The following is a 13,157-nucleotide window of genomic DNA, read 5'->3' as shown; positions in this document are numbered from 1 at the left end:
CCCGGCACGACGGCGTGCCGGTACCCGAAAGGATGCACCGCCATGAAAATCGGCGTCCCTGCCGAGGTCAAGAACCACGAGTACCGCGTGGCCGTCACACCCGCAGGCGTCCACGAGCTGGTACGCAACGGCCACGACGTCATGGTGCAGAGTGGTGCCGGCCTCGGCTCGCACATCACCGACGAGGAGTACCTGTCCGCCGGCGCGAAGATCCTCGACGGCGCCGACGCCGTCTGGGGCGAGGCGGACATGGTCCTCAAGGTCAAGGAGCCGATCGCGGAGGAGTACCACCGGCTCCGCGAGGGGCTGGTGCTGTTCACCTACCTGCACCTCGCGGCCTCCCGGCCGTGCACCGACGCCCTGCTGTCGGCGGGGACGACCGGCATCGCGTACGAGACCGTCCAGGTCGGCAACGCCCTGCCGCTGCTCGCCCCGATGTCGGAGGTCGCCGGGCGGCTCGCCCCGCAGGTGGGCGCGTACAACCTCATGCGCTTCAACGGCGGGCGCGGCATCCTGCCGGGCGGCGTGCCCGGCGTGGCCCCGGCCAAGGTCGTCGTCATCGGCGGCGGCGTGTCCGGGCTGAACGCCGCCCAGATCGCGGTCGGCATGGGCGCCGAGGTCACCGTCCTCGACACCAACATCGACCGGCTCCGCCAGATCGACGCCGTCTACCAGGGCCGGCTGAAGACCCTCGTCTCCACCCGGTACGCCATCGAGCAGGAGGTCCTCCAGGCCGACCTGGTGATCGGCGCGGTGCTGATCCCCGGCGCCAAGGCCCCGACGCTGGTCTCCAACGACCTGGTCAGCCGCATGAAGCCGGGATCGGTGCTGGTGGACATCGCCATCGACCAGGGCGGCTGCTTCGAGGACTCGCGGCCGACCACGCACGCCGAGCCGACGTACCAGGTGCACGGGTCGGTCTTCTACTGCGTGGCCAACATGCCGGGCTCGGTGGCCCACACCTCCACCCACGCCCTGACCAACGCGACCCTGCCGTACGCCGTCAAGCTGGCCAACCTCGGCTGGCGCGAGGCGCTGCGGGCCGACCAGGCGCTCGCCGCCGGCCTCAACACCCACGCCGGCCTGCTGACCAACCAGCCGGTCGCCGAGGCGCTCGGCCTGGCCTACACGCCGCTCTCCGAGGTGCTGTAGGGCTCACTCCAGCCCGAGCCGCCCGCGCAGGTCGCGGGCGGTGGCGAGGACGTGCTGGACCTCCGCCGGGCTCGGCCACGGCGCCGCGCCCGGCCGCAGCAGCGTGCCGCGCACCGACGCCAGGTGCTCGATCGAGCTGCGGTGCGCCGCGGTGCGCCGCACCAGCCAGCTCACCACGTCGGAATGGTCGTGCAGCGGCCGGGTCATGAGGTCCCAGGTGGCGAGGATCTCGGTCAGCTCGGCCGCGTCGAGCGCCTCGCCGCCCCGCCGCCCGGTCGTGAGGGCGGCCAGCTCCGCCCGCGCGGCCAGCTCCGGCTCGGCGGGGCGGGCCCAGACGGGCGGCGGCGGGTCGGACAGCCACTGGTGCGCCTCGACCTGCTCCCCGGAGGCCGTCAGCAGCCCGCCCAGCTCGACCGCCGCCTCGCGGTGGCCGGCCTGCGCCGCCTGCCTGAACCAGTGGCGGCCGCCGGCCAGGTCGCCGAACTCGGCGATGAGCAGCAGGCCGTAGGTGAAGGCGGCCTCGGCGTCGCCGCCCGCCGCCGCCCGCCCGAACCAGTGGCCGGCCGAGGCGGTGTCGCCCAGCTCCACGCAGACGAACCCGGCCATGCGCTGGTCCTCGGCCCGGCCGGCGTTCGCGGCCCGTTCGTACCAGGCCCGCGCGGTGCGGAGGTCGCCACGGGACAGCGCGATGCCGCCGAGCCAGGAGGCCGCGCCCGGATGCTCGCTCCGCGCGGCCAGCCGGTAGTAGGCCTCGGCGCCCTCGGGGTCGCGCTCCGCGTCGAGGTAGAGGCCCATGCAGTAGGCCGACTCGACGTGCCCGCCCCGCGCGGCCGACTCCCACCAGTGCACGGTCTCCTCGTCCTCGCCCGCCGCGTACGCCAGGAAGCCGAGGTCGTGGGCGGAGGCCGTGTCGCCGGCCGCCGCCGCCCTGCGGTGCCACTCGCGCGCCGCGGCCTGCTCGCCGGCGTCCTCGCAGACCAGCGCCAGGCGGCGGGCGGCCACGCGGGAGCCGGCCCTCGCGGCGCGCTCGTACCAGCGCCGGGCGGTCTCGACGTCGCCGCGCTGCTCCAGCAGGAGCGTCGCCAGGTTGGCGGCGGCCTCGGCGTCGCCGGCGAGGGCGGCGGCCTCGTACCAGGTGAGCGCCTCCACCAGGCTGCCGTGCTTCTCGTGCCAGATGCCGAGGTTGAAGGCGCTGTCGACGTTGCCGCCCGCGGCGGCCAGCTCCCACCAGTGCTTGGCGGACACGCGGTCGCCGTGCTGGGCGTAGAGCTTGCCGAGCCGGTGCGCGGCCTGCGGGTCGCCCGTGCACGCGGCGGTCAGCAGCTCGGGCTCCTCGCCCATCCGCGGCGCCGGTACGGCGGGCGCCGCCACCTCTCCTTGCCAGGCCATAGGCCACAGGGTGGCACGTGATCGCCCGATCGCGAACCGTAATCGCCGACAACGCGCGGCTGGTGTCACCGGAAGTCGAGAAAACCGGTGAACATGCCCATGCCGCAGGCGTAGCGGAGCCTGCCGGGCGGCTGCGGCGGCAGGTGGACGGTGGCGGGGAGCGCGACGTCGCGCCCGGCGATGACGACGGTGCCGGTGCAGCCCGGCTCGGCCACCCTGAAGTCGACCTCGACCGGCACGCCCGCCGGGAGCGTCACCGTGAACGGCCGGTAGCCGGTGCGCGTGGCCCACACGGTCACGGTGGCGGAACCCACGGTGGAGCTCGCCGCCGGCGCGGCGGCGGGCAGCCAGCCCGCCAGGTTGAGCCCGGTCCCGGCGGTCCACAGCCCGGCGGCGATCGCGACCACCCCGGCGACCCTGGACAGCCGGGTGCGGGAGACGCGCCGCAGGACGTAGCCGAGCAGCGCGAACGCGGGCGCGCTGCCGAGCACGAACCCCGCCATGGCCGCCGCGCCGGCCGGCGGCGAGCCGCTGGAGACGGCGATCATCTCCACGCCGAGCGTCATCCCGCACGGCACGAGGATCGTGGCCGCGCCGAGCAGCGGCGCCTTGAACCGGGGGACCTCGCCCGCTTCCTGGGCGGCGCAGTGCCCGCGCCGCAACATCCGGACCGCGAACCCGACCACCACGGCGCCCGCCGCGACGAGCAGCGCCGCGCGGGCCGGCGGCGACAGGCTGACGGCCGAGCCGAGCAGCCCGAGCAGCGCCCCTGCCACGGTGTACGAGGCCAGCCGCCCGGCCAGGAACCACCCGACCGCGGCCCGGTCACCGCCCCGGCCGACCAGGCCCACGAGCAGGCCGCCCTGGGTGGCGGCGCACGTCGCGGTGCCCGCCACCAGACCCGCGGCCACTCCACCGGCGAGCAGGGCGGCGGCGGCCTGGGCGCTCATACCCGGTACGGTAGACCGGCCCGGCGGACGCGGCCAGTGACAGATGTCGTACGGTTCGTGACGTTTAAGGGTTGCGTGCCTCGATGAGGAACCGGGCGGAATGGGCGACGAACGGACCTTCGGCCTCGATGCGGTCGTGCAGGGCGCGCAGCTCGTTCGCGTACCGCTCGGGCGAGAAGCCCGGCACGATCCAGATCACCTTGCGCAGGAAGTAGATCACCGCGCCGATGTCGCGGAACTCCATGCGCAGCCGTTCGCTCCGCAGGTCGACGACCTCCAGGCCGGCGGCCTCGGCCTCCTCCCTGGCCCGCGCCGGCTCGCGCGTCCAGCCGTCGTACGGGCCGAGGAACCACTCGGCCAGCTCCCCGGCCGTGCGCGGCCCGACCTGCTGGGAGAAGAAGGACCCGCCGGGGCGCAGCACCCGGGCGATCTCCGCCCACTGCGTGTGCACCGGATGCCGGCTGGTCACCAGGTCGAAGAGGCCGTCGGCGAACGGCAGGCGCGGGCCGTCGTCGGCTGCGGCCACCACCCTGGCCCCGCGCGGACGCAGCCGGGAGTCGGCCAGCTTCAGGTTGGGCGGCCAGGACTCGGTGGCCACGGCCACCGGCGGGAGCGTCGGCACCCCGGCCAGCACCTCGCCGCCGCCGGTCTGCAGGTCGAGCGCGGCCCGCGCGGCCGCCATCCGCCCGGCGAGCAGGCGGGAGTAGCCCCAGGAAGGTCGTTCCTCGGTGGCCCGGCCGTCGAGCCAGGAGAAGTCCCAGCCGTCCACGGAGACCGTGCTCGCCTCGTGGACGAGATCGTCATAGGAGCGCCGCATCCTCCGACCATGGCCTGAGGCGGCCCCGTGGATCAACCGATTTCACAGCCACCCGGGCCGCACCAGGCCCGACTCGTAGGCGATGACGACGAGCTGCGCCCGGTCGCGGGCGTGCAGCTTCATCATCGTCCGGCTCACGTGGGTCTTCGCCGTGGCCGGCGACATGAAGAGCTTGGCGGCGATCTCGTCGTTCGTCATGCCGGTGCCGACCAGGGCCAGCACCTCCCGCTCGCGCTCGGTGAGCTGGTCGAGGCCGCCGGCGGCGACCGGCTCCTTGGCGCGGCTGGCGTACTCGGCGATCAGGCGGCGGGTCACGCTGGGCGACAGCAGCGCCTCACCGGCCGCGACCACGCGGACGGCCTGGATGAGCTCGGCGGGCTCGGTGTCCTTGACCAGGAAGCCGCTGGCGCCGCTGCGCAGGGCCTCGAAGACGTACTCGTCCAGCTCGAACGTGGTCAGGATGATGATCCGTGGCCCCTCGGGCATCTGCCGGGTGGCGGTCAGGCCGTCGGTGCCGGGCATCCGGATGTCCATGAGGACCACGTCGGGGCCGTGCCGCTCCGACAGCCGCACCGCCTCGGCCCCGTCTCCGGCCTCGGCCACCACGGTCATGTCCGGCTGGGCGTCGAGCAGCGCCTTGAAGCCCGCGCGGACCAGCGCCTGGTCGTCGGCCAGCAGCACCTTGATCATGGGGTCGTCTCCTCGGGTAGGGGCAGCCGGGCCTCCACCTGGAAGCCCGTTCCTGTGGGGGCGGCGACGAGCGAGCCGCCGAGCGCGGCGGCCCGCTCGCGCATGCCGGGGATGCCGTTGCCGCTGCCCTCGCCGGACAGGACGGCCGGCGCGGTCGCGCCGGTGTCGGTCACCCGGATGACCAGCTCGCGCCCGCCGTACTCCAGGCGCACGGTGACCGCCGAGCCGGGGGCGTGGCGGGCGGCGTTCGTCAGCGACTCCTGCACGATCCGGTACGCGGCCCGTTCCACCGCCGGCGGCAGCGGGCGCGAGCCGGCCCGCTCCAGCTCCACCTCCAGCCCGGAACGTCCGATCAGCTCCTCCAGCCGGTCGAGCCCGGCCGTGGGGGAGCGCGGCGCGCCCTCGCGCAGCACGTCGAGCACCCCGCGCATCTCGCCCAGCACCTCCTTGGAGGCGGTCTTGATGGTGGCGAGGGCCGTCCTGGCCTGCTCCGGATGGTCGTCGATGAGGTGCAGCGCGGTCGCGGCCTGCACGTGGATGAGCGAGATGTTGTGCGCCAGCACGTCGTGCAGCTCCTGCGCCATGACCAGCCGCTCCTCGCTGGCCTGGCGCCGGCTCTCCTCCTCGGCCGCCCGCTGCTGCTGGGCGCGGCGCTCGCGGGCGATCCTGACCAGCTCGGCCGCGACCATCGTGAGCAGGATGAACGAGGAGACCGCGAGGTCGTGGAAGAGCCCCCGTTGCGGCTGGCTCGTCGTCCACGCGTAGGCGATGAAGGCGGCCAGCGACGCCCCGGCGAGGATCCACGCGGCCGGCCTGCGACCCCGGCCGACGAGCTGGAACAGCATGACGATCGGCGAGATGAACACCCCGCCGTAGGGGTAGCCGCCCCCGATGTAGAGAAAGGTGGCCGCGAACGTGACCACGGCCGTAGGGACCGGGTATCTGCGGTGCAACGCGATCATCAGCGGTCCGACCAGCAGCAGCGCGTACGCCCACGGGTCGAGCGGCGCCCTGAACGCGCGCTGCCCGTAGGACGCCCCCTGCGACAGCACGACCTGGAAGACGGCCGTGATGAGGGCGAGGTAAGGGGCGAAACCGGACTTCGAACGCACGCCCCAACGCTAGACGACCGCTCTGACCTGCGCATCACCCCGCAGTCGCAGGGGGCCCTACCGCGACGGGCGTAGCTGGTGTTACGTGGGGAACATGCGTCCAGTGCTCCTTCCTGCAGCAGCAGTCCTCATCGCGTTCGTCCCGGCCGCCCCCGCCGTGGCCGCGCCCGCCGAGCCTCAGCAGAAGGTTCCGGTCGCCACGGGGTACGGCGGCGCCGTCGCCACCGTCGACCTCGACGCGACCAAGGCCGCCATCTCCGTGCTGCGGAGAGGCGGCAACGCCGTGGACGCGGCCGTGGCGGCCGGGGCGGTCCTGGGCGTCACGGAGCCGTACTCGGCCGGGCCGACCGGCGGCGGCTTCCTGGTCTACTACGACGCCGCCCGCCGCAAGGTCCACACCATCGACGGCCGGGAGACGGCGCCGAAGGCGATGACCGCGAGCTCGTTCGAGGGCATCCCGTTCGAGGAGGGCGTCACCAGCGGCCTGTCGGCGGGCGTGCCCGGCACCGTCGCCACCTGGGACCTCGCCCTGCGCCGCTTCGGCACGCTCTCGCTCCGGCAGGCGCTCCAGCCCGCGATCGAGGTGGCCTCCAAGGGCTTCGTCGTGGACCAGACCTTCTACGACCAGACCGCCGCCAACGCCGCCCGCTTCAAGGACTTCACCTCCACCGCCAAGCTCTACCTGCCGAACGGCGCGCCGCCGCCCGTCGGCTCGGTCTTCCGCAACCCCGAGCTCGCCGAGACCTACCGTGAGCTGGGCAGGCGCGGCCCCGGCTGGCTGTACGGCGGCCGGTTCGGCGCGGAGATCGTGGCCACCGTCAAGCGCCCGCCGGTCACCCCGGGCAGCACCCGCAACGTCCGGCCGGGACTGATGGAGCTGTCGGACCTGACCGCCTACCGGGCCCTGCTCCGCGAGCCCACCAAGGTCTCGTACAAGGGCCTCGACGTGTACGGGATGGCGCCGCCGTCATCCGGCGGCTCCACCGTCGGCGAGGCGCTCAACATCCTGCAGGCCCTGCCGCACGTGGGCGTGCACGAGTACCTGGAGGCGTCGAAACTGGCGTTCGCCGACCGCAACGCCTACGTCGGCGACATTCCGGGCGTGCCGCTGAAGGAGCTGCTGTCCGACGGCTTCGCCAAGGAGCGCGCCTGCCTGATCGGCGACCAGGCCCTCACCCCGCCTGTCGCGCCCGGGAACCCGGACGGCTCGTACGGCCCCTGCGCCCAGCCCACCGGCACCGCGAGCCCGACCGCGAAGGAGGGCCCCGAGACCACGCACCTGGTCGTGGCCGACCGATGGGGCAACGTCGTCGCCTACAACCTCACCATCGAGTCCACCGGCGGCAACGGCATCGTCGTGCCGGGCCGCGGCGTGCTGCTCAACAACGAGCTGACCGACTTCACCTTCGGCCCCGCCCCCGGCGACCCCAACCTGCCCGGCCCCGGCAAGCGGCCCCGCTCGTCGATGGCGCCCACGGTGGTGCTCAAGGGCGGCAAGCCGGTGCTGGCGCTCGGCTCGCCCGGCGGCTCGACGATCATCACGACCGTGCTGCAGATCCTGCTCAACCGGTACGACTTCGGCATGGACCTGCCGGCCGCGCTCGCCGCGCCCCGCGCCACCCAGCGCAACACCGCGGACACGCAGGCCGAAGCCGGGTTCATCGGCACCTACGGACCCGACCTGACGGCTCGCGGGCACCGTCTCGTGCCCATCGCGGAGATCGGCGCGGCCACGGGGCTGGAGTTCCTCGGGCGGGACAAGGTCCAGGCCGTGGCCGAGCCGAGCCGGCGCGGCGGCGGCAGCGCGATGGTGGTCCGGTCCAGATGATCGATTCCTAGGGGCTGTCGGCGCTGCTCGGCTTCACCTCCGAGCGGCGCCGGCTGCGCTGGCTGTCGCCTGTGGGACGAATGTTCGAGCCGGTGTTCGCCGGTGCGAGACCGGCCAGAACGGTATCGACGATGATGCTGATGTGATCCGCGTCGGCAGTCCGCTGACGTATCAGCCAGTGGTAGTAGGCAGGGCCGTAGAGCAGCTCGATGACGAGGTCAGGAGCGAGCTCAGGGCGGATTTGGCCTCGGCGTTGCGCGCTCTGGATGCGCTGGGTGGCGGCGCTTGTGAGGTGGCTGATGAGGCGGTCCCACAGGGCGCGCGCGAGTTCGGGATCCTGCTGCGCCTCACCGATCAGGGCGGCGTAGTGAGGGCCGGTGTCCGGGCGGAAGACGGTGCTGGTGGCAGCCATGATCTGCGTCTTGAAGTCGGCGGCCACATCTCCGGTGTCGGGGAAGGAGGCGTCCACGGTCATGGCGGACAACAGCCCGTCCAGCAGAACGGCGGATTTGGAGGGCCACCACCGATAGATGGTGTTCTTTCCGACCCCGGCGCGGGCGGCGATGCCTTCGATGCTCAGCTTCCGGTAGCCGACCTCCCGGCACAGCTCCAGGGCGGCTCGGACGATGGCTTTGGCTGATTCCTCGTTGCGGCGTTCGGGGCGTCGGGTCGGCATGCCCTCAGCATAACCGCCAGGCGGCACGGATCGTTCCGTGTTGACTCGTGAGGGCGGCTGTCACATACTCAAGGCGGAACGGATCGTTTCGCATCGCCTCGGGCGGGCAGCCGGCATGCCCGGCAACGGTCAAGCGCTCCAAGCAATCCAGCGAGAAAGAGGGATACCCATGTCAGACAGCATCACCACGATCGCCGCGTCCGTGGTGCAACGGAACGGTCAGGCGGTGAACACCGACGATCTGACACCACTGGCCTTCGCGGGCTATGCCCACTTCACCGCCATGCAGGTGCGGGAGGGCAAGGTTCGAGGTCTCGACCTGCACCTGGAGCGGCTGCGCTTCGCCTCGGTCGCGTTGTTCGGACAGGCGCTGCCCGACGATCGGGTGCGGTCCCATCTGCGAACGGCGCTGGAGGCGGCACCGGCCGATCTCTCACTGACGGCCACGGTGTATTCGCCGGCGGGTGAGTTCACGGTGGCCGGCGCCGATGTGGAACCCGAGGTGCTGATCCGTACGGGCCCGGCCGCGTCCGGCCCGCAGGGACCGTTGACCTTGACCACGGTCGAGTACGAACGAGTCCTCCCCGCTGTGAAGCACGTCGGCGAGGTGGCGAAGACGTACTTCCTTCGCGAGGCCGTGGCGCAAGGCTTCGATGACGCCGCCTTCGTGGACCGCCGCGGCAGACTCAGCGAGGCGTCGATCTGGAATCTGGCCTTCTGGGACGGCTCCGCCGTGGTGTGGCCCATCGCCGAGATGCTGACCGGGACCACCATGAGCATCGTCCGCCGGCAGTTGAGCCACCTCGGAATTCCCCAGCGCGACCAGGAGGTCAGGCCGACGGACCTGCCGTCGATGGCCGGAGCTGTGGTCATGAACTCGTGGACTCCGGGAGTGGCCGTTCACCGCATCGGCTCAACGGCGTTGCCTGAAGCGCCGTCCTTCGTGGAGTTGCTTCACCGCGCCTACAAGAACGAACCGCTCACCTCGCCGTAAAGCCGGTTCAGTCGGCCGGGCGTCCGGCCGAAGCCGGCGACCCTGGCTCGATGGCTGCCCGGCCGGGCAGCCGCCAGGCGCTGGCCCCCGCCACCGTCGCCCGCGAGCTCATGCCCTGCTTCGTCGGCGACGGCACCGAGCTCCAGGCCTGCGTTCTCGACCACCTCAGAACCTGAACCGGCCACCACTCTGGCCGGCCCTCTAAGGAGAAGTGGGTACGCGCCTGTGAGGATCATCAGGCCACCGAGCAGCGCGGCCGCGTGAATGCTCTCGCCGAGTGGGGGACGCCGCCGGTGTCAGACTTCTCGGTGTCCACCAGCCGGGCATGCACCGTACGCTCTATGCCGCCATCCGCCAGGGCGCTCGCCGGCATCCACTGGTCGGCTGCGTCCTGGACGCCTTGACCACCAGTGCCGGCACGTTGCGGCCTCTGCTCCTGCGTCCACGTTGAGGACGCGGCTCACGTCACCGTCCTGGGGATCGCCACTCGGCGGCGAGGACCGCCCAGAGCTGCTTGTCGTGGCGCGCGCCCTCGTACGGCCAGGCCTCGCGTCGCACGCCCTCCAGCGTCATGCCGAGCCGCCGGGCCACCGCTGAGCTGCGGTCGTTGTCGGCCCGGCAGTGCCACTCGGCCCGGTGCAGCCCCCGGGACGTGAACGCCCAGTCCAGCAGCGCGCCGCACGCCTGCGTGATCAGCCCGTGGCCCTCGGCGGACGGCTCCAGCCAGCAGCCGATCTCGCACGAGCCGGCAGCGGCATCGAAAGCCGTGAACATCACCCCGCCGACCAGCAGCTCATCCCGCCAGATGCCGTACAGGCGGGCGCCGTCGGCGGCCTGGCGCTCGGCGTATCGCTGGAGCGTGGCCCGCGCCCCGTCCACGTCGTCAGTGACGAACGCGGGGCCGACCCAGGGACGGATGTGCTCGCGGGCTCGATCCAGATGATCGGCGAAGGCCTCGGCGTGCCAGACCTCCAGCGGCCCGAGATGAGCACCGTCGCGCAGCGGCAGCGAGAACATGAGAAGCGCTCCATTCGCTTGACAAGTTGTTGTTGTGCCCGCGCCGATCATCGTTCGGCCGATGGGGCGGATCCCGGTTCGAGCAGGAGGGCCGTGAGGTCGACGTCGGACGGGGTCACCACATCGGACAGGACGAGAAGGGTCGTGGTGCGTCCGATGCCGGTGAGGCTGTCGATCAGCTCTTCGAGATGGGCCGGGTTCCGGGCGGCCACCTCGATGACGTAGCAGTCGTCGCCGGCGACGTGCACGCAACTGAGCACATGACCGAGGGAGAGCAGCTTCTCGCGCAGCCCGTGAGCGCGGGCGTTGGGCTGGTGGGGGCGCAGGCGTACCTGCGCGCGCAGCGGGAGGCCGAGGCGGGCCGGGTCGATCCGGGCCGCGTAGCCGGCGATCACGCCGCTGGTCTCCAACTTGCGGAGGCGGTCGGCGACGGAGGGCCGGCTGAGACCGACCTCGCGCGCGAGATCGGTCAGGCTCGCGCGGCCGTCCTTGGCGAGCCGGGCCAGCAGCGCGAGGTCGGTCGCATCCAGATCGCCCCGTTCTCCCATCTCCATCGCTGGCTTCCTTTCGACGGCCACACGCCATGAGTGCCTTCCTTCTGTAGGCATTGTAGCAAAATCTTCTTTGTTCGGGAGCTGTTAACCCGATATGGTCTTCCTCATGAAAGACAGCGACTGGGATGTGCAGACGCGGTTGCTGGCCGGCGGCCATGCCGGCCGCGCGGGGCCGGCGATCCGGCCGGTGGCCTTACCGGTGTACGAGACGGCCTCGTTCGAACTGCCGGGCGTGGCCGAGGCGGCAGCGCTCTACGGCGAGGACGCGCTCGGCGAGGCGTTCACCTACAGCCGTTACGCCAACCCCACCTGTGCCGAGCTGGAGCAGCGGGTCAGCGCCCTGGAGGAGGGCGCGGGCGCGGTAGCGACCGGCTCCGGCATGGCCGCGATCGCGCTGAGCGGGGCCTCGTGCAGCCTCTAGTAGATGAGCTCGTAGTCCTCGGGCTTCACCCTTCTCGTACGCGCCCAGTACTCGAAGGTGAAGCCCGGCCAGATCGTCCGGTTGACGCCGTGCTCGTCCAGATACCAGGAGCGGCAGCCGCCGGCGTTCCACACCAGGGGGTCGAGGCGGGCGCGCAGGCGGCGGTTGAAGGCCGCCTGCGCCTCCTGGCGCACGTCGAGGGCCCGCGCCCGGGTCCTCGACAGCAGGCGCAGGCACTCGACGACGTACCTCGCCTGTGACTCGATCATGAAGACGACCGAGTTGTGCCCGAGGCCGGTGTTGGGGCCGAGCAGGAAGAACAGGTTGGGGAAGCCGGAGGCGGCGATGCCGTGGTACGCCTCGACGCCGTCCTTCCACGCGTCCTGGATGCCGAGGCCGCCGCGGCCGAGGATGTTCTGCTCGGTGAGGGCGTCCACGACCTTGAACCCGGTGCCGTGCACGATGACGTCGGCCGGGTGCTCGCGGCCGGTGGCGTCCACCAGGGAGCGCTCGCGGATCTCGGTGACCGGGTCGGTGACCAGGGAGACGTTGTCCCTGGTCAGGGCCGGATAGTAGTCGCTGGAGATCAGGACGCGCTTGCAGCCGATCGTGTAGTCGGGAGTGAGGGCGCGGCGCAGCTCCGGGTCGGGGACCTGGTTCTCCAGGTGGCGAAGGGCCTTCCGCTCGTGGGCCTTCATGAGGCGCGGGTGGACGGCGAAGCCGAGCGCCCTGGTCTCCAGCGCCCAGTAGATGCCGTACCGCAGGGCCCTGGCCGCGCCGGGCAGGCGGAGCAGCCGCCGGGCGCGCGGGGAGAAGGCGAAGTCGGGCTTGGGCTGCAGCCACGGGGGAGTGCGCTGGAAGACCGTCAGGTGGGCGGCGCGCGGCGCGATCTGGGGGACGAACTGGACGGCCGAGGCGCCGGTGCCGATGACGGCGACGCGCTTGCCGGTCAGGTCGGTGGAGTGGTCCCAGGTGGCGGAGTGGAAGGCGGGGCCGGTGAACGCCTCCCGTCCCGGTATATCCGCATATTTCGGGATGTGGAGGGCGCCGATCGCGGACACCACCGCGTTGGCCCGCAGCGTCTCCCCGTCCCCGGTGGTCACCGTCCAGGAGCGGCGCTCGTCGTCGTACTCCAGGGCCGTGACGGTCTTGCCGTGGCGGATGTGCGGGGTGACGCCGTACTTGTCGGCGCACGCGCGCAGATAGCGCTGGATCTCCTCCTGCGGGGCGAACATCCGGGACCAGCCGGGATTGAGCTCGAAGGAGAAGGAGTACATGTGGGACGGGACGTCGCAGGCGCAGCCGGGATAGGTGTTGTCGCGCCAGGTCCCGCCCGGTTCGCCGGCCTTCTCCAGGATGACGAAGTCGTGGTAGCCGGCTTCCTTCAGCTTCACGGCCATGCAGATCCCGGCGAAGCCGGAGCCCACGATGACGATCCCTGGCTGCTCACCCACGCGAACCTCCTATTGGACGCTTCGTCCAATGTAAGACATGGGTGGGCGTTCAGGGAACGGCGAAAACCCGCCACGGCGTCGCGGCGGGTCGGCCTGGCCGGAC

14 protein-coding genes are annotated in these 13,157 nt (G+C 72.2%); 5 read left to right on the top strand and 9 right to left on the bottom strand.

Annotated features, from left to right (window positions below; translation table 11 throughout):
- The first annotated feature begins 42 nt into the window (after positions 1 to 42).
- On the top strand, positions 43 to 1,152 hold the full coding sequence (gene ald / locus ACBR40_RS45040; RefSeq protein WP_344210001.1) for an alanine dehydrogenase: 1,110 nt from the start codon (positions 43 to 45) through the stop codon (positions 1,150 to 1,152).
- 3 nt (positions 1,153 to 1,155) lie between these two features.
- Here ald and ACBR40_RS45035 read toward each other — a convergent pair whose 3' ends face one another.
- The 5 genes from ACBR40_RS45035 to ACBR40_RS45015 form a co-directional block, all read right to left on the bottom strand.
- The gene (locus ACBR40_RS45035) at positions 1,156 to 2,541 is read right to left on the bottom strand and encodes a sel1 repeat family protein (RefSeq protein WP_371252689.1); all 1,386 of its coding nucleotides are present in this window, start codon (positions 2,539 to 2,541) and stop codon (positions 1,156 to 1,158) included.
- 65 nt (positions 2,542 to 2,606) lie between these two features.
- Complete coding sequence (locus ACBR40_RS45030) at positions 2,607 to 3,491, bottom strand: sulfite exporter TauE/SafE family protein (RefSeq protein ID WP_371252688.1); 885 nt, start codon at positions 3,489 to 3,491, stop codon at positions 2,607 to 2,609.
- Positions 3,492 to 3,555: 64 nt separating this feature from the next.
- Entirely contained in the window at positions 3,556 to 4,308 is a 753-nt protein-coding gene (locus tag ACBR40_RS45025) for a class I SAM-dependent methyltransferase (protein ID WP_371252687.1), read from the bottom strand.
- A gap of 42 nt (positions 4,309 to 4,350) precedes the next feature.
- Complete coding sequence (locus ACBR40_RS45020; RefSeq protein ID WP_329584486.1) at positions 4,351 to 4,998, bottom strand: response regulator transcription factor; 648 nt, start codon at positions 4,996 to 4,998, stop codon at positions 4,351 to 4,353.
- A complete protein-coding gene (locus tag ACBR40_RS45015; RefSeq protein WP_371252686.1) occupies positions 4,995 to 6,110 on the bottom strand; it encodes a sensor histidine kinase in 1,116 nt (371 codons plus the stop codon). The genes ACBR40_RS45020 and ACBR40_RS45015 overlap by 4 nt, the downstream gene beginning before the upstream one ends.
- 94 nt (positions 6,111 to 6,204) lie before the next feature.
- On the opposite strand from ACBR40_RS45015, the gene ACBR40_RS45010 reads away from it, so the two are divergent.
- On the top strand, positions 6,205 to 7,938 hold the full coding sequence (locus ACBR40_RS45010; protein ID WP_371252685.1) for a gamma-glutamyltransferase family protein: 1,734 nt from the start codon (positions 6,205 to 6,207) through the stop codon (positions 7,936 to 7,938).
- Positions 7,939 to 7,945: 7 nt separating this feature from the next.
- On the opposite strand, the gene ACBR40_RS45005 is transcribed toward ACBR40_RS45010, so the two are convergent.
- Positions 7,946 to 8,614, bottom strand: a complete 669-nt coding sequence (locus ACBR40_RS45005) for a TetR/AcrR family transcriptional regulator (RefSeq protein ID WP_371252684.1) — start codon at positions 8,612 to 8,614, stop codon at positions 7,946 to 7,948.
- Between the two features lie 169 nt (positions 8,615 to 8,783).
- Here ACBR40_RS45005 and ACBR40_RS45000 point away from each other — a divergent pair, with 169 nt between their 5' ends.
- Positions 8,784 to 9,608 carry an aminotransferase class IV family protein gene (locus ACBR40_RS45000; RefSeq protein ID WP_344209986.1) on the top strand — a complete coding sequence of 275 codons (825 nt, stop codon included), beginning with the start codon at positions 8,784 to 8,786 and terminating at the stop codon, positions 9,606 to 9,608.
- A 50-nt stretch (positions 9,609 to 9,658) separates the two neighbouring features.
- Complete coding sequence (locus tag ACBR40_RS44995; RefSeq protein ID WP_371252683.1) at positions 9,659 to 9,784, top strand: hypothetical protein; 126 nt, start codon at positions 9,659 to 9,661, stop codon at positions 9,782 to 9,784.
- A 289-nt stretch (positions 9,785 to 10,073) separates the two neighbouring features.
- Here ACBR40_RS44995 and ACBR40_RS44990 read toward each other — a convergent pair whose 3' ends face one another.
- Both ACBR40_RS44990 and ACBR40_RS44985 read right to left on the bottom strand, forming a co-directional pair.
- Positions 10,074 to 10,625 carry a GNAT family protein gene (locus ACBR40_RS44990; RefSeq protein WP_344209982.1) on the bottom strand — a complete coding sequence of 184 codons (552 nt, stop codon included), beginning with the start codon at positions 10,623 to 10,625 and terminating at the stop codon, positions 10,074 to 10,076.
- A gap of 47 nt (positions 10,626 to 10,672) precedes the next feature.
- Complete coding sequence (locus ACBR40_RS44985; protein WP_371252682.1) at positions 10,673 to 11,179, bottom strand: Lrp/AsnC family transcriptional regulator; 507 nt, start codon at positions 11,177 to 11,179, stop codon at positions 10,673 to 10,675.
- A gap of 106 nt (positions 11,180 to 11,285) precedes the next feature.
- Between ACBR40_RS44985 and ACBR40_RS44980 the strand changes: the two genes are divergently transcribed.
- Positions 11,286 to 11,600: a PLP-dependent transferase gene (locus ACBR40_RS44980; protein WP_371252681.1), complete on the top strand. Its 315-nt coding sequence runs from the start codon at positions 11,286 to 11,288 to the stop codon at positions 11,598 to 11,600.
- Here ACBR40_RS44980 and ACBR40_RS44975 read toward each other — a convergent pair.
- Positions 11,597 to 13,054, bottom strand: a complete 1,458-nt coding sequence (locus tag ACBR40_RS44975) for a flavin-containing monooxygenase (RefSeq protein ID WP_371252680.1) — start codon at positions 13,052 to 13,054, stop codon at positions 11,597 to 11,599. The genes ACBR40_RS44980 and ACBR40_RS44975 overlap by 4 nt on opposite strands.
- Between the last annotated feature and the right edge of the window lie 103 nt (positions 13,055 to 13,157).

Origin of the sequence: Nonomuraea sp. AD125B (assembly GCF_041402765.1) — a bacterium.
Classification (GTDB): Bacteria; Actinomycetota; Actinomycetes; order Streptosporangiales; family Streptosporangiaceae; genus Nonomuraea; species Nonomuraea bangladeshensis.
The sequence above is the reverse complement of the archived record's forward strand: the minus strand, read 5'-3'. Positions and strand labels throughout refer to the sequence as shown.